22 protein-coding genes are annotated in these 22,645 nt (G+C 52.7%); 16 read left to right on the top strand and 6 right to left on the bottom strand.

The annotated features are described in order from the left end of the window. Positions 1 to 16: 16 nt before the first annotated feature. On the top strand, positions 17 to 685 hold the full coding sequence (locus ACL02P_RS16075) for an amino acid ABC transporter permease (protein ID WP_009223675.1): 669 nt from the start codon (positions 17 to 19) through the stop codon (positions 683 to 685). 15 nt (positions 686 to 700) lie between these two features. Further along, positions 701 to 1,456 carry an amino acid ABC transporter ATP-binding protein gene (locus ACL02P_RS16070; protein WP_009223676.1) on the top strand — a complete coding sequence of 252 codons (756 nt, stop codon included), beginning with the start codon at positions 701 to 703 and terminating at the stop codon, positions 1,454 to 1,456. Between the two features lie 49 nt (positions 1,457 to 1,505). Here ACL02P_RS16070 and ACL02P_RS16065 read toward each other — a convergent pair whose 3' ends face one another. From ACL02P_RS16065 to ACL02P_RS16050, 4 genes are all read right to left on the bottom strand, one after another. Continuing rightward, positions 1,506 to 2,345 carry a DUF4097 family beta strand repeat-containing protein gene (locus ACL02P_RS16065; protein ID WP_009223677.1) on the bottom strand — a complete coding sequence of 280 codons (840 nt, stop codon included), beginning with the start codon at positions 2,343 to 2,345 and terminating at the stop codon, positions 1,506 to 1,508. Then, positions 2,342 to 2,746 carry a DUF1700 domain-containing protein gene (locus ACL02P_RS16060; protein WP_260070953.1) on the bottom strand — a complete coding sequence of 135 codons (405 nt, stop codon included), beginning with the start codon at positions 2,744 to 2,746 and terminating at the stop codon, positions 2,342 to 2,344. The genes ACL02P_RS16065 and ACL02P_RS16060 overlap by 4 nt, the downstream gene beginning before the upstream one ends. Further along, positions 2,743 to 3,069, bottom strand: coding sequence for a PadR family transcriptional regulator (locus tag ACL02P_RS16055; protein WP_009223679.1), 327 nt, complete (start codon positions 3,067 to 3,069; stop codon positions 2,743 to 2,745). Before ACL02P_RS16055 ends, ACL02P_RS16060 begins: the two co-directional genes overlap by 4 nt. Before the next feature lie 240 nt (positions 3,070 to 3,309). Further along, positions 3,310 to 4,878, bottom strand: coding sequence for an FAD-dependent oxidoreductase (locus ACL02P_RS16050; protein ID WP_412837705.1), 1,569 nt, complete (start codon positions 4,876 to 4,878; stop codon positions 3,310 to 3,312). Between the two features lie 188 nt (positions 4,879 to 5,066). Here ACL02P_RS16050 and ACL02P_RS16045 point away from each other — a divergent pair, with 188 nt between their 5' ends. The 3 genes from ACL02P_RS16045 to ACL02P_RS16035 are packed head-to-tail and all read left to right on the top strand — an operon-like array spanning position 5,067 to position 9,053. After that, complete coding sequence (locus ACL02P_RS16045; RefSeq protein ID WP_412837704.1) at positions 5,067 to 6,734, top strand: spore germination protein; 1,668 nt, start codon at positions 5,067 to 5,069, stop codon at positions 6,732 to 6,734. Next, positions 6,724 to 7,935 (top strand): Ger(x)C family spore germination protein, encoded by a 1,212-nt coding sequence (locus ACL02P_RS16040; RefSeq protein ID WP_412837703.1) that lies wholly within the window; start codon positions 6,724 to 6,726, stop codon positions 7,933 to 7,935. The genes ACL02P_RS16045 and ACL02P_RS16040 overlap by 11 nt, the downstream gene beginning before the upstream one ends. 14 nt (positions 7,936 to 7,949) lie before the next feature. Further along, positions 7,950 to 9,053, top strand: coding sequence for a GerAB/ArcD/ProY family transporter (locus ACL02P_RS16035; protein WP_260070956.1), 1,104 nt, complete (start codon positions 7,950 to 7,952; stop codon positions 9,051 to 9,053). Here the strand turns inward: ACL02P_RS16035 and ACL02P_RS16030 are convergent. Further along, entirely contained in the window at positions 8,970 to 9,368 is a 399-nt protein-coding gene (locus ACL02P_RS16030; protein WP_009223684.1) for a hypothetical protein, read from the bottom strand. The genes ACL02P_RS16035 and ACL02P_RS16030 overlap by 84 nt on opposite strands. 162 nt (positions 9,369 to 9,530) lie before the next feature. Between ACL02P_RS16030 and ACL02P_RS16025 the strand changes: the two genes are divergently transcribed. From ACL02P_RS16025 to ACL02P_RS16015, 3 genes are all read left to right on the top strand, one after another. Then, complete coding sequence (locus tag ACL02P_RS16025; protein ID WP_009223685.1) at positions 9,531 to 9,920, top strand: Fur family transcriptional regulator; 390 nt, start codon at positions 9,531 to 9,533, stop codon at positions 9,918 to 9,920. Beyond that, positions 9,902 to 10,717 (top strand): response regulator transcription factor, encoded by an 816-nt coding sequence (locus tag ACL02P_RS16020; protein WP_232282228.1) that lies wholly within the window; start codon positions 9,902 to 9,904, stop codon positions 10,715 to 10,717. Before ACL02P_RS16025 ends, ACL02P_RS16020 begins: the two co-directional genes overlap by 19 nt. A 490-nt stretch (positions 10,718 to 11,207) precedes the next feature. After that, positions 11,208 to 12,422: an IS256 family transposase gene (locus tag ACL02P_RS16015; RefSeq protein WP_174351738.1), complete on the top strand. Its 1,215-nt coding sequence runs from the start codon at positions 11,208 to 11,210 to the stop codon at positions 12,420 to 12,422. A gap of 303 nt (positions 12,423 to 12,725) precedes the next feature. Here ACL02P_RS16015 and ACL02P_RS16010 read toward each other — a convergent pair whose 3' ends face one another. Next, positions 12,726 to 13,625, bottom strand: a complete 900-nt coding sequence (locus ACL02P_RS16010) for a transposase (RefSeq protein ID WP_412837702.1) — start codon at positions 13,623 to 13,625, stop codon at positions 12,726 to 12,728. Between the two features lie 555 nt (positions 13,626 to 14,180). On the opposite strand from ACL02P_RS16010, the gene ACL02P_RS16005 reads away from it, so the two are divergent. The 8 genes from ACL02P_RS16005 to ACL02P_RS15970 all read left to right on the top strand — a co-directional run bounded on the left by ACL02P_RS16005 (position 14,181) and on the right by ACL02P_RS15970 (position 22,607). Next, positions 14,181 to 15,434 carry a methyl-accepting chemotaxis protein gene (locus tag ACL02P_RS16005; protein WP_412837701.1) on the top strand — a complete coding sequence of 418 codons (1,254 nt, stop codon included), beginning with the start codon at positions 14,181 to 14,183 and terminating at the stop codon, positions 15,432 to 15,434. Positions 15,435 to 15,557: 123 nt separating this feature from the next. Next, a complete protein-coding gene (locus ACL02P_RS16000; protein WP_260071044.1) occupies positions 15,558 to 17,081 on the top strand; it encodes a spore germination protein in 1,524 nt (507 codons plus the stop codon). A 6-nt stretch (positions 17,082 to 17,087) separates the two neighbouring features. Further along, positions 17,088 to 18,293 (top strand): Ger(x)C family spore germination protein, encoded by a 1,206-nt coding sequence (locus ACL02P_RS15995; RefSeq protein WP_260071043.1) that lies wholly within the window; start codon positions 17,088 to 17,090, stop codon positions 18,291 to 18,293. Further along, positions 18,286 to 18,513, top strand: a complete 228-nt coding sequence (locus ACL02P_RS15990) for a hypothetical protein (protein ID WP_009223691.1) — start codon at positions 18,286 to 18,288, stop codon at positions 18,511 to 18,513. The genes ACL02P_RS15995 and ACL02P_RS15990 overlap by 8 nt, the downstream gene beginning before the upstream one ends. 33 nt (positions 18,514 to 18,546) lie before the next feature. Beyond that, positions 18,547 to 19,623 carry a GerAB/ArcD/ProY family transporter gene (locus ACL02P_RS15985; RefSeq protein ID WP_260071042.1) on the top strand — a complete coding sequence of 359 codons (1,077 nt, stop codon included), beginning with the start codon at positions 18,547 to 18,549 and terminating at the stop codon, positions 19,621 to 19,623. 87 nt (positions 19,624 to 19,710) lie between these two features. Further along, positions 19,711 to 20,568, top strand: a complete 858-nt coding sequence (locus tag ACL02P_RS15980) for a uroporphyrinogen-III synthase (RefSeq protein ID WP_009223693.1) — start codon at positions 19,711 to 19,713, stop codon at positions 20,566 to 20,568. Positions 20,569 to 20,623: 55 nt separating this feature from the next. Further along, positions 20,624 to 20,932 carry a phasin family protein gene (locus ACL02P_RS15975; protein WP_009223694.1) on the top strand — a complete coding sequence of 103 codons (309 nt, stop codon included), beginning with the start codon at positions 20,624 to 20,626 and terminating at the stop codon, positions 20,930 to 20,932. A 4-nt stretch (positions 20,933 to 20,936) separates the two neighbouring features. Then, on the top strand, positions 20,937 to 22,607 hold the full coding sequence (locus tag ACL02P_RS15970; RefSeq protein ID WP_412837700.1) for an ABC1 kinase family protein: 1,671 nt from the start codon (positions 20,937 to 20,939) through the stop codon (positions 22,605 to 22,607). Positions 22,608 to 22,645 lie beyond the last annotated feature (38 nt).

The following is a 22,645-nucleotide window of genomic DNA, read 5'->3' as shown; positions in this document are numbered from 1 at the left end:
AAAGGATGCTTAAACGATGGATGAACGCATTTGGAATATTATCGTAGACTCTTTTTTTCCCCTGCTAAAAGCAGGGGTAGCCTTTACGGTTCCGCTAACGTTAATCACGTTTGCGCTGGGGCTGCTGGTAGCCGTCCTGACCGCGCTTGCGCGGTTATCGAGTTTCGGACCGCTGCGGCTGCTCGCCAGATTCTATGTTTGGATCATCCGCGGGACGCCGCTGCTGTTGCAGTTATTCATCATCTTTTACGGTCTTCCCTCCATCGGGATTGTTCTAGATCCGTTTCCGGCAGCGGTCATCGGCTTTACGCTTAGCGTCGGCGCGTACGGCTCGGAAATTGTACGGGCCGCGATCCTGTCGATTCACGAAGGCCAATGGGAAGCGGCTTATTCGCTGGGGATGACCCGGCTGCAGGCGCTGCGGCGGATCATCCTGCCGCAAGCTGCACGGGTTTCGGTGCCGCCGCTGGCCAACTCCTTTATCAGCTTGGTTAAGGATACGTCGTTGGCCGCTACCGTGACGTACACTGAGATGTTCCGTACCGCCCAACAAATCACGTCAACGACCTATGAACCGCTGGTTGTTTACTCGGAAGCGGGCTTGATCTATTTAATATTCAGCACCATCCTATCGGCGCTGCAAAATCGACTGGAGAAGCGGCTGGGCCGCTTCACCGCCCGGTAAGGAGGCCAACCATTCATGATTGAAATTCGCGATTTACACAAGTCGTTTGGTACCCAGGAAGTTCTCAAGGGAGTTAATCTCGAGGTCGAGCAGGGCAAGGTGCTGGTCATCATCGGGCCTTCCGGATCGGGGAAGACAACCTTGCTGCGTTGCCTGAACCTGCTGGAAACTCCAACGCGAGGAACGCTTCGAATCAGCGACGTTCAGCTGGAATTCGGCGCTGGCCGGAAACCGAAGACAAGCGAAGTGCTGGCGCTGCGCAAGAAGACCGGCATGGTGTTCCAAGCGTATTATTTGTTCCCGCATATGACGGCGCTCCAGAACGTGATGGAAGCCCAGGTTCAGGTGCTGAAAAAGAGCAAAGAGGAAGCCCGCCGGGTTGCCTTGGAGCTGCTAAATAAGGTAGGGCTCGGTGACCGAGCGGATTTCTATCCGCATCAGCTGTCAGGCGGGCAACAGCAGCGGGTGGGGATTGCGCGGGCGATGGCCATGAGCCCGGACGTGCTGCTCTTTGACGAGCCCACCTCGGCGCTAGATCCCGAGCTGGTTGGCGAGGTGCTGAAGGTCATGAAGGAGCTGGCCCTTGAGGGGCGGACGATGGTCGTCGTTACCCATGAGATGAAGTTCGCCGCCGAGGTCGCCGACCGGGTTGTACTGATGGACGAGGGGAACATTATCGAATCGGGGACGCCGGACCAAGTGCTGAATCATCCGTCCAGCGATCGAGCCCGTTCTTTCCTGAACCGAATTACGCAGCGGGAAATCGAATAAAGAAGAGAGGTCGGAGTTTGATATGAACTCTGGCCTCTCTTTTGTGTTTCTAGCGGATGCGAATATTACCGGAATTCGCCCGGACTTTAATCAGGTCCTGCGTCTGCCGTGGTGAATCCGGCGCGGTAGTGTTGCCGGAGCCGGATTGCAGGTCATAATAGCCTTTGAACTCGGCATCGGCGGACAGTGTTGCATTGCCTGAGCCTACGGAGATGTCCAAATTGTCTGAGCGTTGCTCCGACAACGTAATATTCCCCGAATTCGACTTAAAGCTGCCATCGCCTGTAAATCGATTAAACCGGATGTCCCCGGAGTTGGACGTAGCTTTGACGGTCCCTTTTACCTGGTTGGCGGTGATGTTGCCGGAGCTCGACTTCGCGGTCAGCGTACCTTCAAACTGATCGACACGAATATTCCCTGAGTCGATCGACAGATCGATATCATCGGCGCGAAGACCGCGGAACGTCCCGTTGCTGGAGTCCGACTTGAAGCCGATCCGATTCAATTCGCCCTTGTCGCCCAGCGCCACGGTAATTCGCTGCTTGGTGGACTGGAAGTTGATCGAGAAGAAGGTCCAGTCAAACTTATCTTTTAGATCCAGCTTTAGTGTCCCCTCTGAGATTTGAGCAGCTTTCACCGCATCGATTGTCTTCTGATTCATATTCCCGTTGATTTCCACGTAGTTCGTCCCGTCAAGGCTGTCGATAAACTCCAGCTCGACGTCATAATCACTGTCAATGAGCAGTGTCTGTAAGCCGCCCTGATCAAACGTCCACTTCTGCTGGTGGGACGGCAGTTCATCCCCAAATTCGAAATGCTGGTAAGCCATGCCGGCCAACCCGATCAAAATCAGCAACAACCCTATGAGTGACCATTTCTTCGTATTCATGCTTGGTGATCCCCTTTCGCGATCCGAACATTCCAACGCAGGTAAGCGATGCTGAGCCAGAGCATGCCTTTATAAGCGTATCGTGTGACAACGGCGAGCAGCATGCCCAACCCGACGTAAGCGACTGATGGCGTGGTGCTGACTGCTGCGCCCGGTGTGGCAGCGGGCTCTGCTCCGCCAAACCAGTACACATGCTCCTGGGGCACGTAGCGGTTGCCAATGGCCTCTTTGGCCAGCTCCGCCGGGTCTCCTAGCTCCAGCACGATCTCTTGCTCCGTCCGTCCGCTTTCCAAACCAAAAGCGAAGTGGGCCTCATAATCCTCCAGCAATTCGTTTTGTTCCTCCGGCGGGAGAACCGATAAATGCGCCCGAAGATTCGCCAAAAACTCGCTTTTATTCATAAACGGCTTCCTTTCTCAATTAAGGTTGAAACATTGTGTACGAACTGCTTCCACTCGACGACCAGTTTCTGGGTGTACGCTTCGCCCTCGGGAGTTAGTTTGTAGTATTTGCGCGGGGGACCGCCTGTGGATTCCTTAAGGTAGGTGGTGCAATAACCTTCATTGACCAGTCTGCGCAGCAGGGGGTACAAGGCCCCTTCGGCTACCTCGATATGCTTGGATACCGATTGGGCGAGCTCGTAACCGTACCGGTCGCGGCCTTGGATCAATACCAGCACGCATAACTCCAAGGCGCCTTTCTTAAATTGGATGCTGATATCCAAACCTGCTTCGCCTCGTTTCTTCTAAATTGGGTGTACGTTACGTGTTGAAATTTCATCAGTACTGAACATTGATTAGTATCGCCGAAAAGTATAATATCACACAGTACTGATTAAAGCAAGGTAGTGAATGAAAAAAGGCATCTGTTCCTTTTTGCCCTTTGTTTTCAAAGGAATAGGACGAACAGATGCGCTTTGATTTGTGCTATTCCCCTAAGTCAGATTGCGGAGTGTCGGGGGAACTCAGCTTTTGGCTTGCTCAGGTTGGCGGTGAAGGCGAGGGAGCGCCTCTGTTGCCGGCCCTTCGATCACTTCGCCTTTGTAATCGAACCTGGAGCCGTGGCAAGGGCAGTCCCAGGATCGTTCCGCCTCATTCCATTTGACCTCGCAGCCCATATGGGTGCAGGTCGTATCCACAAGATAGAGCAGGCCGTCTTGGTCGCGGTAGGCTCCGGCACGCTTACCATGGTGCTTGACGACGCCGCCTTGGCCCGGAACGAGATCCTCTGGCTTTAGGTGGACGAGTTCGATTTTGCCGGTGACGAACTCTTTGGCTACGTCCGCATTTTGGGTGATGAAATGCTTGATCGAGGGGTCGGCCTTGAACCGAGAAGGCGTAAACAGCTCGGCATAGCGGTTCTCCTTCTCCAGAATGAGGTCGCGGATTAGCATTGCGGACAGCGTGCTGGTGGTCATTCCCCATTTGTAGAAGCCGGTGGCGACGTAGATATTCGGATGGTTTGATGTAATCCGCCCGATGTAGGGGACGCCATCGAGAGTCACCAGATCCTGCGCCGACCAGCGGAAGGGGATCGACTTGATCCCGAGCGTCTGCCGTCCGAATTTCTCCAGGGTTTCGTAGGACTGAATCGTGCAGTCGTTTTTGCCAGTCTTATGCGACTCGCCGCCGACCAGAACCACCTGCTTCCCGTTCAGCTCTGCGGATCGGAGCGAGCGCGTAGGGGAGCCGCAATTAATGTACATGCCGCCAGGGTAGGCTTTCTCCGGTTCGATGGCCACGACATAGGAACGCACGGCATGCAGCCGGGTGAAGTACCAGCCTTTTCCGTCAAAGAACGGATAATGGGAGGCCGATACCGCATGGCGGCAAACGATGTGATGGCCGTTTTCCGTGGTCAGGCGAAGCCGTCCATCCGACTGCGGTTCGGCGACATCCTCCAGCGTTGTATTTTCATACACCACACCTCCATGGGAGGTGACATACGCCAGCAATTCGTTTAAGTATTGAAGCGGATGGAATTGGGCCTGATTTTTCATCACGACGGCCCCTCTGGCTTGCAGCGGCAACTCGATCGTATCCCGCCATTCACCAGGCAGACCTAAGCGTTCATAAGCCCGCCATTCCGATTCCAGCTTGTGGAGCTGCTCGTCCGAATCCGCATACAAATAAGCATCCTCCTGGCGGAACTTACACTCTATCTTCCGCTCCTTCACGGTTTCGCCGATCCAACGCAGCGCCTCCTCATTCGCTTCAAAATACAGCCGTGCGCCTTCCTCACCAAAATGGTTGATCAGCTTGTCGTAAATAAGGCCGTGCTGCGCCGTGATTTTTGCGGTTGTATACCCGGTTGTGCCGTCCAGGACCTTACCGGCCTCCAGGATGGTGACCTTTACACCGGCTTGAACCAGCAAATAAGCAGTGGTGATTCCAGTAATCCCGGCGCCAACCACGGCAACGTCGGTATCGATGTCCTCGGTCAGCTTGCTAAAGTCCGGCAACGGAGTTGTTTTGCGCCACAGCGATTCAGGGAATCGCGGAAGTCCGCCGGACATAAATGGGGTGTCCTCCATTGAGGCTTCCTCCTGTCATATGGTTTTTCCTTAAAAATGGGAGCCGTTTCGGATACATTATTTCCCGCTTAGGGACAGAAAAACCGCTTGAGATTCTCGGAAGGCCCTGTCGATCTCTGTCGCATGAAAAAGGAATGAAAAGCAAATAATGGAGAGAAGAGATGCAGACAGAATAGGAGTTGCTAATCATGCTGCGCCACTTATCCCGCGGCCGCTCCGGCCAGCAGAACAAAAGCAACAGACAACCTCGAATTACCGGGGATTTGCAGCAAATGCTGGACCGCATCATGGAGGAATCCGGAAACAGCCCGGATATTGTCATCCGTCATCTCAAGCTTGGCGGTCCAGTTCAGGCACCCGCGAAGGCGGCGATCGTCTATTTGAACGCCCTCAGCGACCAGCAAGCGATCAATAATTTCGTGATCAAGCCTTTAATGGAGCTGGATCCCGAGAAAGTTAACGTTTATCCCGCCGACCGACTCATCCAATACATTCTCGAGGATGCCTTGTCCTTGGGAGAGACCAAGGTAGTGAAGGAATGGAACGACATCATGCTGGCCGTTCTATCCGGTGACACCTTGCTGCTGGTGGACGGTAGTGATCAGGGAATCATTTCCGGCACGGCGGGCGGGGAATGGAGAGCGGTTAATGAGCCTTCCTCGCAGCTGGTTGTGCGCGGGCCCAAGGACAGCTTCGTGGAATCGATTGCGACCAACATCTCCTTGATCCGGCGGCGCATTAAGTCACCGGATCTATGGCTGGAGTCGTTGAAAATCGGCTCCGTGACCCACACCCACGTGGCGATGATGTATATGAAAAGCAGTGCCGACCCGAATGTAGTAGCCGAGATTCGCCGGCGGCTCCAGCAAATTCGCATCGATGGCATCCTGGAATCCGCTTATATCGAGGAGTTTATCCAGGATAAGACCATTACCGCGTTTCCGACGGTTTATAATACGGAACGCCCGGATGTCGCCGCAGGCAACTTGCTTGAAGGACGGGTGGTTATTCTCGTCGACGGTACGCCGTTTACGCTGATCCTGCCTACTGTCTTTGCCCAGTTCATGCAATCGCCGGAGGATTACGCTCAACGCTTTGACATCAGCATTCTGATGCGTGTCATCCGCTACATATGCTTTGTGATTTTGCTGCTAGGTCCGGCGGTTTATATTGCCTTGACGACCTTCCATTATGAGATGATTCCTACACTGCTGCTGGTCAGCTTAATGGCTCAGCGCGAGGGAGTGCCGTTTCCGGCTTTCGTAGAGGCCATCATCATGGAGGTCGTTTTTGAGATTTTACGTGAGGCAGGGGTACGGATGCCGCGGGCGATTGGGCAAACGGTGTCGATCGTAGGTGCGTTGATCCTGGGGCAGGCCGTCGTTGAGGCGGGGATCATCACGCCGATCATGGTTATTGTCGTAGCGCTGACGGGGATCGCGAGCTTCGCATTGCCCTCCTATAACCTATCTATTGCGGGCAGGCTGTTCCGGTTTTATTTTCTTGTGCTGGCCGGCTTTTTTGGGTTTTACGGGATCACGCTGGGGCTGATTATGCTGATCGCCCATATGAACAGCATCCGGTCGTTTGGCGTTCCTTATCTGACGCCGTTCAGCCCGTTTGTACCACAGGCTCAGAAGGATGCGATCCTGCGGCTGCCGATTTGGATGCACGGGTGGGAACCATTAATGACCTCAAGCCAGCAAGATATGAAGAAGATAGGGGAAATCAAACCGCTGTCTCCCGACAACTCCAGCGGGTCGGCGAATTCTGGAGAGGAGGCGAGTCAGGGCGGTCCGCAGCAAGGCGGACAAGAAACGGAATCAAGGAAGCAGGAGGACCAAAATGAGAATTAGAGCGATGTGGTTACTTGTGATCCTGTGCGTCATGCTGCCCCTGTCCGGTTGCTGGGATGCAGAAGAGTTAAACCGGCGGGCGGTGGTGTCCGGGATTGGTATCGATCGCGGCCCCGGAAATAAGAATTATCTGGTGTCCTTTCAAGTGATTATCGCCGACGAAATTTCCGGAAAAATCGGCAGAGGCGGTACCCCAACGACGGTTTATACCGCCGAAGGACGATCCATTATGGAGGCCGTTCGCAAGGCTTCTCTTCAGGTACCACGGCTGATGTCGACCGCTCATGTTCGTATCGTGGTCATCTCGGAGGAGCTGGCCCGGCAGGGAATATCGGATATCCTCGATTTTCTCGACCGGGATTCAGATATTCGCCTAACCGCAAAAATTTTTATAGCGAAAAAAGGCATCCGAGCGCTCGACGTTATTGCCGGGCTGTCCCCCATGGGGAAAATCACCGCGTATACGCTTGCTCAAAAAGCCGAAATGACCTCCCGAGAGTACGGTGCCAATTATCCCGTTGAGGTTGATGATCTGATACGCGAGGTCCTCGTGCCCAATTCGGGGCCAGTAATCAACGGCGTTGATATTGTAGGGAGTGTCCGAGAAGTACGAAAGAAAAACAATCTGGAGGAAACAGATAACCTCGGGCTTCTGGTCATGTCCAATTTGGCGGTGTTTAAAGGAGATCAGTTGAAGGGATGGCTTAATGAGAATGAAAGCCGGGGATTAATCTGGCTTAGAGATAAGCTGCACAACACTTCGATTGTGATCACGCCGGACGACCAGGGGACTATCACGCTGGATGTTCGCAGAAGTAAAACTTCGATTCGGGCGATTCTTAAGGATGGGGAGGACCCTATCTTCGTTGTGAAGGTGATGGCCCAGCTGTCGGTTCGGGAAATGGACAGCCCCATCGATTTCCGTGACCTGGCAACTCTGGATGCATTGGAAAAGGATGTGAATCAGGAAATATTAAAGGACATCAAGGCTGCCGTTCAAACGGCACAATCCCTGAACAGCGATGTTTTATGCTTCGGACGGACGCTCGAGCTCCAGCATCCAAAGGTCTGGAAGCAATTGAAGGGACAATGGTCCGACATCTTTCCTAAGGTCGCGGTCGAATATCATATTGATTCGATCGTCCGCAATTCCCAAATGAGAGATCGTTCCTTCCAATATAATTTGAAAAAGAAAGAATAGGAGGCGGGATACGCTTGGAAGACACGAAGCTAAGTCCTATGCAACTTTTCGCCCTGCTTGTCTTGTTTCAACTCGGGACGGCCCTGGTTGTGAATTTGGGCATGGCAGCCCGCGAGGATGCCTGGATCGCCGTATTGTGCGGCATGTTGGTCGGGTGTCTGCTCTTTCTGGGGTATGCATTTCTGTACACCGCTTTTCCTGATAAACTGCCCACCCAATATATGCGATTGCTGCTAGGCAAATACTTGGGCGGGCTAATCGGTTTTGCCTATATACTGTTTTATATGAACAAAGCTAGCCGCGATTTGATGGACGGCGGGTTATTGGTTTTCGCCTCCACGTTGAAAGAGACTCCGCTGTTCATTATCAATACGGTGATGATGCTAACGATCATTTATGTACTGCACAAGGGCATTGAGGTGCTGGCCCGCACGGCGTTTATTTTGCTTTGGGTTGTGTTTGTGATCGGGATCATCATTTTGTTTCTGCTGCTGTTCTCGGGAATTATAGATTTCACCCGGATTCTTCCGGTGCTAAGCGATGGGTTTGGGCCGGTGCTGGAGTCCGTTTATCGCCAAAATTACCAGTTCCCGTTTGGTGAGATTATTTGTTTCACCATGGTTTTGCCGTATTTGAACAATGTAAAAGCAGGGGTCCGGGCAGGATTGATGTCCGTGCTGCTATCAGGGATGATTTTGTCGGGGACGGTGGTGATTACGATCTCCATACTTGGCGTGGACATTGCTGAGCGATCGATATTCCCGCTTCTAACGATGGTTGGTAAAGCCTCCATTGCCGACTTTATTCAACGTCTGGATATTTTAGTGGTGATGGTGTTGATCATTGGCGACTTCTTCAAAATCGCTGTCTATTTCTATGCGGCCGTTATCGGAGCTTCCGACTTGTTCAAGATTCCCTATCGGAAGGTCCTCTATCCGCTGGCCCTGATTGTGTTGTTCACTTCGATAACGATCGCTCGAACGTATAGTGAGCACGTCAAGAAAGGCGGCGATGTCCTCTATATCATGGATCCATTATTTTATGTTATTGTGCCCGCCGCTCTGATTGTAGCCGCCTTGATTTACCGATTCCGGTTCCGGCGGCATTCCGGAACGTAAATCCTCCGATGGGTTGGAAGAGTCTTTGTTCGCCGAGGTGGACGAAGACTCTTCGTTTTGCTGCGAGCTAGTCGCATGGCCTGAGGTTTGTCCGCCTCCATTCCGTTTGCGGCTTACGAAATGATAGATGTCCGGGATGATCAGGAACAGGAACAGCATATAGGCACAAATCCGTTCGGCAGGATCGGTTAGCGAGTAGCTCCAGTTGATTAAGAAGTTATTCCATGGAAGTCCAATCAGTATGTCCGTCCAAATGATATAGCCCATTGAAAAAGCCGCTATGAGGAGAGTAGTCAGGTATTTTCGAATCAACATAAGGTGCAGCTCCTCTCGGTAAAATGGTTAATGTAGTCTAGCTTTCATCCTATAGTATTAGGAAAAGCGCGTTGGAACATGCAGGAAATGGGGAAAGGAATTGACGTTTCATAAAATAAGACTTATACTAAATCTAAAAACAACTACAGGGATTGATGATAAATGAAAGCCTTAAATTTAACGACCCAACGCCAAGCGGTATATGATGTCGTTCGCAACGCCAAGGACCATCCGACGGCCGCGGAAGTCATGAACCGTCTGGTTGAGCAAGGATATAATTTTGCATATGGTACGGTTTACAACTCACTGCGGTATTTAACCGAGAAGGAATTGATTCGCGAATTGAAGCTGGGCGAAGCAGCTAGCCGGTATGATGCGAAGCTGGACGATCATCAGCATATCTTGTGCGAGGTTTGCGGCCGCGTGGATGAAGTGATGTCTCATGTGCCGGAGGAATGGAACCGTACGGTGGCTGAGGAAACGGGATATGATGTTCATCATGCACATGTCGTATTTGGGGGGGTGTGTCCGAATTGTCAGCAGAAGAAGTGATGCAAAACGGAATTTCGGGTAATACGGTCCCCTTCCGCCGCCCTTCCGGTGTTGAAGTTGCCGAGCCGGAGGGCTTGGAACTAGGCAGAGTGGCGTGCCCGGTTACACAGCGCGTCATTTTGATTAGTCCATTTCCGAGCGAGGTTCATGAACTGGTGCGCGAGTTGTCGGAGAGCTGCTTTGATGTCCTTGTATTCCATCATTTGGAGCAAGGCATTCGTAACGCTTTGGCGGCCGACCTGCTGATCTTTGATCTGACCTCCTATCAAGAGAACATAGACACAGCAGTGATCCGTTCGCTGGTGGGACAGGAAACCGGCGGCACCCCCTCGCTGTTGCTCGTTAGAGAGTCGATGCTCGGATACCTTGACCCGGCCTTAAGGAACCAAGAGCTTCTGGTTTGGCCAGCCCGCCCGGTCGAAATCGTGTACCATGCCCAGCGGATTATTCGCAATAGCGGCCCGCGGCCGTTGTCGTCGCGGCTGCTTACCGGCACGTCCCCGGCGATCTTCAAGGATTTGTGGATCGATCGCAAGAAAATGACAGTGTACCGGGGCGGCATCAAAATTGAGCTGACCAAGACGGAGTTCGAACTGCTGATCAAGCTGCTGGAACATGAAGGTACAGTGCTGTCCCGAGAAGAGCTGCTGTCGGAGGTATGGGGAACAACATTTCTTGGCGGCAGCAACGTCGTCGACGTGCATATCAAGAGTCTGCGCAAGAAGCTCGGCGACAATGCCTCGCGTCCGACCTACATTACCACCGTCCGCGGCGTGGGTTATCGGCTGGCGGATTAAAGCACACTCAATTCAGAAGAAAACCGTTTGTCGTCGGACAGACGGTTTTTCTAGTCCCCGTTTCTCTTGGTTAATAGGGAGATAGGGGGAGCTAGTCTCTCCGCCGCCTTCTTTTGACGATTATCCCGTTGCATCAGGCAGTGGAGAAAGATAAAGTTGCAACATGCGAAGGAGCAGTAAGATGCTGCAAGAAAGTAGAAGTAAGATATTGCAAGAAAGTAGCAGTAAGATTTTACAAGAAAATCGATAGTTGCTGATAGTTTCGACAGGGGGAAGCTAGTCTCTTTGCCACCCTCTTTTGATGATTATCCCGTTGAGTCAGCTGGTGGAGTGAAGAAAGAGAAGGAAGTAGACATGTCAGTACTTCTATTAGTGCCATTAGTAACTCACTAGTATCTCATAAGTAGGGACTGTAAAATATTTTGTGTAAACTCTCAAACCTAAATCTATTACAATCGAGAGAGAACGAAAGGTTGAGGGAGAACACATCATGAAACTACTACCAAAAGATCAACTTCGTCAGTTCATCAAAGAGAACAACTTGAAGACCGTCGAAGATGTTCAGAAAACGCTAAAAGAACTGTTTGCTGAGACTCTTCAAGAAATGCTGGAAGCCGAACTGGAAACGGAACTCGGCTACGCCAAGCATGATGTAAAGAATAAGAAGACGAGTAACAGCCGTAACGGGCATAGTTCTAAAACCGTAACATCGGAATACGGCGAAATCGAAATCGAGGTCCCGCGGGATCGGCTTGGCGAGTTTGAACCGATGATCGTCAAGAAGCACCAGACGCAGGTCACCGGCATCGAGGATCAGATCATATCGATGTATGCCAAAGGCATGAGCACGCGAGACATTCAGGATCATTTGAATCAGTTGTACGGCATTGACGTATCGCCGACCCTCATTTCGAACGTAACGGCGAAAATCATGCCACTGATCAAGGAATGGCAGCATCGCCCTCTGCAGCCGGTCTACTCTGTCATTTTCATGGACGCGATTCATTTCAAAGTCAAGCAGGACGGGCAAATTATCAATAAAGCCGCTTACATGGTCATCGGGATTGACCTGGAAGGCTATAAAGATGTACTCGGCATTTGGATTGGCGAGAATGAATCTGCAAAGTTCTGGTTGGGTGTTTTGACCGATTTGAGAAACCGCGGCGTCCAGGATATTCTGATCATCTGCGTGGATAATCTGAAAGGATTTAGCGATGCCATTGCGGCATGCTACCCGAAGACGGAGATTCAAAAGTGCATTATTCATCAAATACGCAATTCGATCAAATACGTATCCTACAAGGACCTAAAGAAGGTTACCGCCGCATTACGCCCGATTTACACCGCTCCAACGGAGGAAGCCGCTCTGCAGGAGCTGGATCAATTCGAGGCCGTATGGGGCAAGCAGTATCCGCTGATCGTACGTTCATGGCGGAACAATTGGGAAGAGCTCGCCACGTTTTTCAAATACTCGCCAGAACTACGCAAACTGATTTACACGACGAATATGATTGAAAGCTACCATCGCCAGCTCCGCAAAGTCACGAAGGGAAAAAGCATCTTCCCGAATGACGAAGCGTTGCTCAAAATGCTGTATCTTGCGACAATGGATGTGCTTCGAAAGTGGACAGGACGCGTTCAAAACTGGGGACAAATCCTGCTGCAACTCACGGTGCACTTCCCAGATCGTATACAAGTTCTCTAAAGGACTTGACATGGAGGGGGCGGGCATGATAGGCTGGCTAGCCTCGCGATGCCTTCTTTCCAGCATCGCCCAATCGCGAGAAGTCATGCCCGCCAGAGGCTCCATGTCAAGTCCAGCACCAAACTTTGTATAACCGAGTTTACACAAAATTCTTGACAGACTCCATAAGTATCTCATTAGCACCCTTAGCACCACATTAGCTACAGTACACATTAGCACCTCGCTAGCACCTCGCTAGCACCTCACTAGTATCTCATTAGTACCTCATTATTATCTCACTAGTATCTCGATAGCACTTTAATTTTAAGCCGCTGCTGCATAGAATGGCTTCTGATGGCGTGTGATTAATTGGCGGTAAGGGATCGCTGGAATGGATACGCACATCTGTAGCATATTATGACGCATTTCTTCCTCGGAAGGGGACATGCGCAGATGGCGGCGGACGGTGTATTCATTCAAATACGCCTGCAAATGTGTTAGCCCCAAGGCAATATATGTGCGCTTAAGCGAGTTCCATGTGGCTCTTACTTCTTTCCGCAAGGGCAAATACAGCCGATAAGCCAAATGGAACGACTGAACGGTGGAGGTATGGACGTCAATATGATCATGGATGAACGCGGCGAGATCATGCCGGTCGGCACGTTGTCCTCTTTTATGCGAAATCAGCTGGATCTTCACCCGCTCCGGCTCGCCATATTCCGTGACCGTGCAGCCGGCTACAACCGCGGTGGCATAAGGCTGAGCAGCCGGATGATAACGCGACGAATCATACGCATACTGATCGCAGTTTACCTTCACGTCTCCAGAGAGCAGTTCCCGGGCATCGCATTCGCCGAGGGTATGACGGATTTTGTGCAGCATGAGCCAAGCGGTCTTGTAGGTAACTTCAATGACCTGACTCAACCGCAGCGCCGAGATGCCGTCGGGAAGCAGGAACAATTCGAGGGCTCGAAACCACTTCACAAGGGGCAGATGGGTTCTTTCAAAAATCGTGCCGACCAAAGGCGATGCCTGATAGCCGCATCGTCCGCACTCAAACAAAGGAAGGCGTCGGGAGGACAGGCGGGTGCACTCGCTATAAGCGCAGCGCGGGCAAATAAATCCGTTTGGCCACTTCATAGCGATGATTGCCTCAATGCAGTCCGCCTCACTTTGAAAACGGCTGCTAATAGGTTGAAGATCCGTATTCATCCCTAATTCCATGTCCGATTCCTCCAATTCAAATCCTCTAACTCAATAAACACGAACGTATGTTCTTTTTTCTTCTATTATACCAAACACATGTTCTTTTTGTAAGCAAAAAATTCCAGATGGGCCATCTTATTTTCGTAAAAATAGGAATGATCAGCTACCGGGTAACCTCGTCTCATCCCGATCATAGAGTCCTCTATTCTGAACAAAAGGGATAATGGTACAAAGAGGTAGCAAGAAGATCCTCTTCCTAGCTCCACCAATTCTGAGCAAAAGGGATAATCATGCAAAGAGGTGCAGCGAGAGGACCCCTTTCTCGATCCCCATTCTGATTGAAAGGGATAATGGTGCAAAGGGGAGGCTAGAAGAGCCCCTTCCTAAACCTCCCTATTTCTGAACGAAAGGGATAATCATCAAAAGAGGCGCGCGAAAGACCATACGGGGCAGGAGAGTACCACCAACCAGGGGGGGGATTGATCTTTTTTTGCATCTATATTCAAGACTTGGAGCAACGAGTATAATCTAGTATAAAAGCTTATTCATTATGTAAGAGAAGGAAGGTCGTCAATGCAAAAACGCGTTAGGTTAGCTCTATTATTGATCCCCATTCTTTTGGCGGTGGTTCCCTGTATTCTAGCGTTGGTCGTAAACGGCGGGGTTGAACCAACCTGGTACCTGATTACGGGCATATCTGTTGTGCTGGCGGTCTTGGCAGCTATCGTATTGATTCGAATGATTGCTGTCCCGCTGGAACGTTTGACGGAAACAGCCAAGCGGATTAGTGAAGGGGATTTGACCCGGCGCTTGGACTATTTGAACCGGACAGATGAGATCGGCGCCATGGCAAACCAATATCAACGGATGGTAGACCATCTTCGGGGGATCATCACCAGCATTCGGGATACGACGAACCAGGTCGTTACCACGTCCGAACGGCTGTCAGCGGGTGCGAAGCAAACGGTGGACACGATCGGGCAAGTCAATGGTGCCCTCCAGGAGATTGCAGCTGGTAGCGAACGGCAGTTGTCGGAACTGGAAGGCGGAGCCCAAGGCATGGGAGAGATGTCCCGTCAGGCGAGCCAAATGTCGGAGCAAATCGTTAACCTTACCGAGACGATGGAGAAGACGACTGCAGCTGCAGAGGAAGGGAACTCATCCGTGCTAAGCGTAGTTGAGAAAATGGAACGAATTCAGCAAACCGTTGATGAGCTGGGAGAAGTCATCCAGACGTTAGGCGAGCATACGGCCAATATCGGCGGGATTATCGAAGTGATTACAGGTATTGCTCAGCAGACGAACTTGCTGGCGCTAAACGCATCGATCGAAGCGGCGCGAGCCGGTGAGGAAGGCCGGGGATTCGCCGTAGTTGCTTCGGAGGTGCGCAAGCTGGCGGAAGGGTCCGAGCAATCGGCCAAGCAAATTGCGGAGCTGATCGGCAGCGTGCAGGCGGAAGTCGAACGCGCGGTCGTCTCCATGGAGGAGGCCAAGCAGGGGGTTCACGAAGGGATTCTTGCCGTTGATACCTCCGGCCGCTCGTTCTCGCGGATTCGCAAAGCGGTTCGCAGCGCTGCGGACAAGATGGAAGGCCTCGTTGCGAGTGTCAAAGAGATGGCCATCGGCACGGAAGTGGCAAAAGATACCATTCAAGGGAATCGTCAGATATCCGAGGAACTCGCCAGCAAAACCCAGACGATTTCCGCCGCTGCGGAGGAACAGCTTGCTTCCGTTGAGGAAATTGCCTCCTCTGCCGCCCAACTGGCTCAAATTGCTGAACAATTAAAAGTAAAAGTGGACAAGTTCCAGATGGATCGGAAATCCTGATTCATCCACTGCATTGCTCTCCGGTTTACCGCCGGAGGGCTTTTTTTGTCTACATAGATTTTCCAAAATGGTACATTCTACATCATATCACCATGAATCGGCGGACCGGCAAGGAGTGTTCCCATGAAGACCAAGGAACGAAAACAAGAGAACAAAATCAGCCGAGATTTGGCGGAAAATATCAAGCAAGTGAAAAACGTATTCCAGGACTGTTCCGACGTCATCTACCGCGAGATTCAGCTCACCGAGGATATCCGCGGTTTGCTGGTATACATTGAAGGGATAGCTAAAGTTGAGGACGTTCAGCAGCATATGCTGCGTCCGTTGATCGAGGGATTGGCCAAGCACCCGCACGCAAACGGGGACATCTATCCGTTATCGTTCACGAGAATCTCGTTAAGCCAAACGCAGGCTGCTACCGACTGGCCGACGGTGATAAACGGAGTATTGACGGCAAACGTTGCTATTTTTGTTGAAGGCATGGACGAGGTGCTGCTGTTCAGCGTCAAGGGCGGTTCGCGCCGGAGCGTTCAGGAGCCGCAGACGGAAGCGGTGATCCGCGGTCCGCGTGAAGGCTTCACGGAGTCGCTAAGGATCAATACCGCCTTAATCCGGTTCAAAATCAAATCGGAAAAGCTGAAATTAATCGATATGGTGATCGGTTCGATGACAAAGACGGACGTCGCGATCGCCTATATCGAAGGTGTGGCCGAGGAATCGCTGATTGCTGATGTAAAGGACCGGCTCGAGAGCATCGATATCGATGGGATTCTGGAATCCGGATACATCGAGGAATGGATTGAGGATAATCCTTCCTCGCCGTTTCCGCAGATGCAATATTCCGAACGGCCAGACTCCGTTGCTGCGCAGCTGCTGGAGGGGAGGATCGCCATTTTTGTGGACGGCACGCCGTTTGTGCTGATTGCTCCTGTGACGTTATGGCAGCTTCTGCAGGCCAGCGAGGATTATTACGAACGCTTTTTCATCAGCAATATGATTCGCTGGATTCGCATCTTTTTCTTGTTTCTTGCCCTGTTTCTGCCCAGCTTGTATATCGCGGTCACGACCTTCCATCAGGATATGCTGCCTTCGACTTTAATCTTAAGCATCGCTGCTTCCCGGGAAGCGATTCCTTTCCCCGCGTTGGTGGAGGCCTTTATTATGGAAATCTCCTTTGAAGCGCTGCGGGAGGCCGGCATCCGTCTGCCCAAAACGGTTGGGCAAGCGGTCAGCATCCTGGGGGCGCTGGTGATTGGGCAAGCTGCAGTCCAGGCCGGCATCGTGTCCGCACCGATGGTTATCGTCGTCTCGCTGACCGGGATCGCTTCCTTCACGATTCCCCGTTTTAGTCTTGCGGTGACGGTTCGGATGCTGCGTTTTCCGATCATGCTGCTGGCCAGCGCCTTCGGATTATTTGGCATCGTGATCGGTGCGATTTGGATCGTCGTCCATCTAACGCAGTTAAAGTCGTTTGGCGTGCCTTACATGAAGGGGGTAGCCCCGTATGAGGCAAGAGATATGAAGGATATTTTCAGCAGGGTGCCGATCTGGAAGATGAAGGAGCGGCCTTCGGACGCAACCCGAGGGAACGTTCGTCGAATCGGAAAATCCCGTCCATTGGGGAGTGATTCCAATGAAGGATGGTGAACGTTCGTGAAAGCAAGCTTTGCCCGGGTTCGGGCGATTAGCGTGTTCGTCCTGCTTCCCTGCCTGCTGACGGGCTGCTGGGATCGCGTCGAAGTGAACGATGTTGCCTTTGTTCTGGCGACTTCAACGGATTTGGATGAAGGCCAAATTCGTTCGACCGCGCAAATCGCCTTGCCCAGTTCGCTCGGGGGTGCTGGCACCCAAGGGGGCGGGGGCGGAACGACCGGCAGCAAAACCTACCTGATGGTTTCCCAAACGGCGCCAACGCCATTCCAGGCGAATGAAAAGTTGCAAGACAGTTTATCGCGGGTGATCAACTTCTCTCACCGGAGGGTGACGATTATTGGAGAGGAGTTCGCCAAATCGGGAATTGCCGGGTCTATCGACGTCTTGGCTCGGTTTCCGCAAAATCGGCTAACGACCTACGTTGTGCTTAGCCGCGGGCCAGGATATAAATTGCTGGACGTTGAGGCCCCGATCGAGCAATCCCCTTCGGAAATGATCCGCGAGCTGGCCAAGTCGGCCATGCAGGACCCGATCTCTATCCAAAGCATGGCCAATGCGCTGCTAACCGAAGGAAGAGATTTCGCAATTCCGGTCATGGTGACGACGCCCAGTGTTCCCGAGAAGGTCGGGAATGGCCAAAGCCTGGTCAGGCTGGATGGATTAGGCGTATTTCACGACGACAGGCTGTCGGGTTATTTAACTGATAAGCAAGCGCCTATGGCGCTGATCGCGATGGGGCAGGCGCTGAATCCCAAATTCACGGTCGTGATGGGTGAACATCATCCGCAAGAATCGGCGACGATCGTATTAAATCAAATCCACAGGAAAATCCATCCTCATCTGGAGGATGGGAGCATCTCGTTTGACTTGGAGATCGAGGCGACCGGGTTGATCTTGGAAAATGTGACCCGGCAAAGTTTCGAACACACGATGATGTTATCGCTGGAGAAGCATGCCAATACGTTTCTGGATCAGGAGATCCAGTCGGTCATTAAAGAAACGTTTCAAAAGCATCGATCGGATATTTATGGATTTAGCACCGCCCTGAACAGCAAGTACCCTGCCGAATGGAACAAAATGAAACACCGCTGGCATGACCTGCTGCCGGAAGTCGAGGTCCGTGTCCGGACAAAGGTTCATCTGGAGAATAGCGGCGAATTAATCGACTCGCTGGGAATAAAGGAGGAGCTTCTCAAGAATGACTAGTTCCTACATTGGATTGTTGTTGTTGATTGCTTTCAACTGCTGGCGGGACCGGGAGGCACTCCGGGAAGGAGGGGCGCTGAGCCGCTGGGCGTTTTATTCGGTGATGGCCGCTTCCTTCGGGATCCTGATCTATGTGACATGGTCCTCCCAAGTCTTCTATCCCACAGAGTGGCTGGGACGGGTGTTACAGCCGCTGGTACCGTTTGATCATCATCATTGATAACCCTACCGAACATGGAGGAGTGTGCCTGTCATGAAAATTACCAAACGGCAAATCACTCTGCTTGGGGTCCTGTACATCGGATCGATATCGTATCTGCATACGTACACTTTAGCGACTCAAGCGGCTCACCAGCACGCCGTCATCAGCTATATAATGAGCGGGCTGATTTGCCTTGTGTCGTTGTGGTTGGTCTCCACGACGCTGAAGCGATTCTCTGATCGCAATTTGTTGCAGGCGATGGCCGGCAGGTTTCCTGTTTTCGGCAGGGCCCTGCTGGTCATCTACCTCTTGTTTCTGCTGTTTATATGTGCAAGAGACATCCGAATTATCTCGGATTTCACCAATACCGTGCTGCTCAATCGGACGCCGGTCCCGATTCTCGGATTGATGGTGACCGCAACGGCGGTTTACATCTGTCAGGGAGGCATTCGGGCCTTTTTGGGACTCAGCGAAATTTACATACCGATTTTTATCGCCTCCATGTTTATTGGTGTTTTGGTATTGATGCGTGATCTAAACTTCACATACTTAGTACCTTATTTCTCACCGGATTGGTCTGGGATTATGGAGGGAACCTGGTATGTCTTCCCCTATCAGGCTGAAATTCTGGTGCTTCCGCTCGTGATTTCCGGTAAATACTACAAGGCAATTGCAGGCTACGTCAGCTTGGTCATAGGCACCGTCTTGATGGTGGTACTGTTGCTGATAACGCAGATGGTTTTGGGGATCCCTTTGGTCGAAAGATTGATTCACCCCAGTTACGAGATGATCCGTCAAATTCAGATCACCGATTTTATCGACCGCTTCGATTTGCTGCTTTTGGGTTTCTGGTATCCGACGGCCTTGAGTAAGATCGCATTCGATCTCTATGTGCTGTGTTACACCTTGCAAATCGTCGTCCCCAAGCTGTCCGGCCGGCTGATGACAGCTCCCGCCGGCGCGCTGGCCTTTGCCTGCTCCGTCTGGTTCTTTAAAAATGCGCTGCAGCTCTTTCACTTTAACTTCGTGCTTCCGTTGATCGGCTTCATCTTTTACCTTGTCTTTCCGATCCTGTTCTTTGCGGTGCTGCGACCACGCCGAAATAAACCGGAACCGAAGGCAGGCTAACGGCCGATCGCCGAAATGGCAATTTACTTCGCTTTCTCCGTCGTATAAGCTGAAGGTAGTTAATAGGATAAACCTGGGAGGTATACGATGGCACGGAGACTGGAAGGGAAAAGAGTTGCGTTGACCGGGCCCCGTCGGGCAGAGGAACTAGGCAAGCTGGTTGAGAACATGGGAGGTATCCCGCTGTACCGTCCGGCACAGGGAACCGTGTTGCTCGACGATCAGGCGTTGCGAAGCGGTATTGTCGATTGGGTGGAGCATCCGCCGGATTGGTCGATTTTTACGACGGGGATGGGGTTGGATGCGCTGTTCGATATGGCCCAGGATATGGGCGTCGCCGATCAATTGTTGGAGCGCCTTCGAGAGGAGAACATTGCCGCTCGGGGCTACAAGACGGTTAACGCTCTGAAAAAACGGGGGCTAACCCCGATCGTCCGCGACGATGACGGCAGTACGGAAGGCCTCATTCGCGGGTTAGCGCAACATGAATTGCGCGGAGCGAGCGTGTTGTTGCAGCTGCACGGTGATCCGGCGCCCCGCCTGGTCGCTTGGTTAGAGGAGCAAGGGGCGAGCTGCCGCCAGTTGCTGCCCTACAAGCATATTGCGCCTCCCGAAGCGGAGTTAGAGAAGTTGTTGAGCGATATTTTGGCCGGGGAAATTGATGCTGTGACGTTTACAAGCGGACCGCAGGTGCGCTTTCTGATGGAGCACGCGGAGCGTCAAGGGCAACTTGACGCTTTGCTGGAGGTGCTGAAAGGCCCGGTATTAGCGGTGGCTGTGGGCAAAGTGACGGCAGCCGGTCTATACGAAGCCGGGGTGCCCCGGGTGCTGGCTCCCAAGGAAGAACGGATGGGCAGCATGATGGTTGAGTTGGCCCGTTATTATGCGGGTGAAGCCGAACCGCTCTTTGCAGCCCCAAGCGGCGGAGATGAACAACGAGCCTAAATTGGGTAATGATAGGTATAGGTACTACAAACCTCAAATGAAAGGATGATGGGCAATGAGCGATTTACTGAAAAAAGCGATTTCGCTGGGTTGGGGTTTGACGATCATGAGCAAGGAGAAGATCGAAAGCATCGTCGATGATTTGGTAAAACGCGGAGAGCTGGCCCCTTCCGAATCAAAACAGCTGGTGGAGAAGCTGATTGAACGCGGCAGCGAAGAGCAAAGCAAGTTCAAAGAGCTGGTGAATGAGCAGGTTCGGTCCGCGTTGCAGAACATGGGCTTGGCCACGGCAAAAGAGGTAGAGGAGTTGACACGGCGGGTAGCGGAGCTGGAAATTCAGCTCGCCGAGCTGCAGCAGCCTTAAAGCAATGAGCAGCTTCGTTCGACATACCGGCCGTTATCGTGAAATCGCCATGGCGCTTGGGCGCCATGGCTTTGGCTATTTGGCCGAGGAGATCGGCTTGGCCCGGCTGATCCGGTTGCCTTCGCGGCCGCAGCACACCGGCGAGCGCGGTTCGCGGACCTTGGCCGAGCGAATTCGGCTCGTGCTGGAGGAGCTGGGCCCGACTTTCGTGAAGGTCGGCCAATTGGCCAGCACGCGCTCGGATTTGCTGCCGGAGGCGATCATCCAAGAGCTCGTCAAGCTGCAGGACCAGGTGCCGCCGTTTCCGGCGGAGGAGGCTCGCGCCATTTTGGAAGCGGAGCTGGAACAGACGCTGGCAGGGCTGTTCCAGAGCTTCGACGAGACGCCGCTCGCGGCAGCTTCGATTGGCCAGGTGCATCGGGCCCGCCTCATAACAGGAGAGCCGGTCGCAATCAAAATCCAGCGGCCCGGCATCGCCCCGGTGATCGAGATGGATCTCGACATCCTGCAGCATCTGACGACGCTGGCGAACAAACGCTGGTCCTGGGTATCCCGGTATCAAATTCCCCAAATGGTCGAAGAGTTCGCCCGCTCGATCCGCGCGGAGCTGGATTACGGCTTCGAGGGCCGGAACATGGAGCGGATTCGCCGGCAATTCAAGGCGGATGAAGGAATATATATCCCGGCGGTCCATTGGCCACTCACGACCTCCCGCGTGTTAACGATGGAATTCGTGGAGGGGCAGCATCTCAACCGTCTGCTGGCGATTGATGCGCTGGGGTACGACCGTAGGGATCTGGCGGAGCGGCTGGTGAATGCGCTGCTTAGGCAAATCTTTGAGGGGGGCTTTTTCCATGCGGACCCCCATCCCGGCAACCTGCTGGTGACCAGCAAAGGGGAGCTCGCCTTCATCGACTTCGGTATGGTGGGGCGGCTTAGCGAGGAGATGAAGGATCATCTGTCCTCGCTGGTGATCGCCTTGATGCGGCGCAGCACGGAGGGGATGGTGCGGGCGATTCTGCGCATGGGCCTTGTCGGAGACGATGCCGATACGGCCGGACTGCGCATGGACCTGGATCGGCTTCGTGAGCGCTACTATGATATCCCGTTCGCAGAGATCCAGATCGGTCAGGCGTTACAGGATCTGTTTGCAACGGCCCAGAAGCATCACGTCGTGCTGCCCGCTGACCTCTTGCTGCTGGGCAAAGCGCTGCTCACCGTCGAAGGGGTGGCGTTGGCGCTCGACCCGGACCTTCGCATTCTGGATTTAGCGGAGCCTTTCGGGCGCAAGCTGATGCGTGAGAAATATGCCGCGCGCCGGCTTGGCAAGAAGCTGTTTGACGAAGCTTACGAGCTGGCGGATTCGCTTGTGGATCTTCCGCAGCAGATCCGCAATCTGTCGAGCGCACTAGCTCGCGGCAAGCTGAAGATGGATATGAACGTACCGGAGATGGAGCAGCTGCTCCGTAAGCTGGACCAGATCAGCAATCGCTTGTCGTTTAGCATCGTATTGCTGGCCTTCAGCATCATTATGGTTGGCCTCATCATCGGCTCTTCCCTTTCGCGGATGCCGACTTTGCTTTGGAACATTCCGGCAATCGAAATCGGCTTTGTGGTCGCGACGCTGATGTTCTTGTGGCTGCTTTACTCGATCTTCCGGTCGGGAAGGTTCTAAGGATGTGTTACAATAGGGAAGCTGAAGAAGATGAGGTG

The organism is Paenibacillus sp. MB22_1 (genome assembly GCF_047200555.1).
Taxonomy (GTDB): Bacteria; Bacillota; Bacilli; order Paenibacillales; family Paenibacillaceae; genus Fontibacillus; species Fontibacillus phoenicis.
Note: the sequence above shows the minus strand (reverse complement) of the source record. Positions and strands in the feature narration are given on the sequence as shown.

Coding starts and splice junctions, on each gene's coding strand:
- ACL02P_RS15975 (WP_009223694.1), top strand. CDS start 20,624: ATGAGCGATTTACTGAAAAAAGCGATTTCGCTGGGTTGGGGTTTGACG.
- ACL02P_RS16045 (WP_412837704.1), top strand. CDS start 5,067: ATGCTGCGCCACTTATCCCGCGGCCGCTCCGGCCAGCAGAACAAAAGC.
- ACL02P_RS16065 (WP_009223677.1), bottom strand. CDS start 2,345: ATGAATACGAAGAAATGGTCACTCATAGGGTTGTTGCTGATTTTGATC.
- ACL02P_RS16015 (WP_174351738.1), top strand. CDS start 11,208: ATGAAACTACTACCAAAAGATCAACTTCGTCAGTTCATCAAAGAGAAC.
- ACL02P_RS16005 (WP_412837701.1), top strand. CDS start 14,181: ATGCAAAAACGCGTTAGGTTAGCTCTATTATTGATCCCCATTCTTTTG.
- ACL02P_RS15990 (WP_009223691.1), top strand. CDS start 18,286: ATGACTAGTTCCTACATTGGATTGTTGTTGTTGATTGCTTTCAACTGC.
- ACL02P_RS15985 (WP_260071042.1), top strand. CDS start 18,547: ATGAAAATTACCAAACGGCAAATCACTCTGCTTGGGGTCCTGTACATC.
- ACL02P_RS15970 (WP_412837700.1), top strand. CDS start 20,937: ATGAGCAGCTTCGTTCGACATACCGGCCGTTATCGTGAAATCGCCATG.
- ACL02P_RS16030 (WP_009223684.1), bottom strand. CDS start 9,368: ATGTTGATTCGAAAATACCTGACTACTCTCCTCATAGCGGCTTTTTCA.
- ACL02P_RS16040 (WP_412837703.1), top strand. CDS start 6,724: ATGAGAATTAGAGCGATGTGGTTACTTGTGATCCTGTGCGTCATGCTG.
- ACL02P_RS16050 (WP_412837705.1), bottom strand. CDS start 4,878: ATGGAGGACACCCCATTTATGTCCGGCGGACTTCCGCGATTCCCTGAA.
- ACL02P_RS16025 (WP_009223685.1), top strand. CDS start 9,531: ATGAAAGCCTTAAATTTAACGACCCAACGCCAAGCGGTATATGATGTC.
- ACL02P_RS16010 (WP_412837702.1), bottom strand. CDS start 13,625: ATGGAATTAGGGATGAATACGGATCTTCAACCTATTAGCAGCCGTTTT.
- ACL02P_RS15980 (WP_009223693.1), top strand. CDS start 19,711: ATGGCACGGAGACTGGAAGGGAAAAGAGTTGCGTTGACCGGGCCCCGT.
- ACL02P_RS16060 (WP_260070953.1), bottom strand. CDS start 2,746: ATGAATAAAAGCGAGTTTTTGGCGAATCTTCGGGCGCATTTATCGGTT.
- ACL02P_RS16070 (WP_009223676.1), top strand. CDS start 701: ATGATTGAAATTCGCGATTTACACAAGTCGTTTGGTACCCAGGAAGTT.
- ACL02P_RS16000 (WP_260071044.1), top strand. CDS start 15,558: ATGAAGACCAAGGAACGAAAACAAGAGAACAAAATCAGCCGAGATTTG.
- ACL02P_RS16075 (WP_009223675.1), top strand. CDS start 17: ATGGATGAACGCATTTGGAATATTATCGTAGACTCTTTTTTTCCCCTG.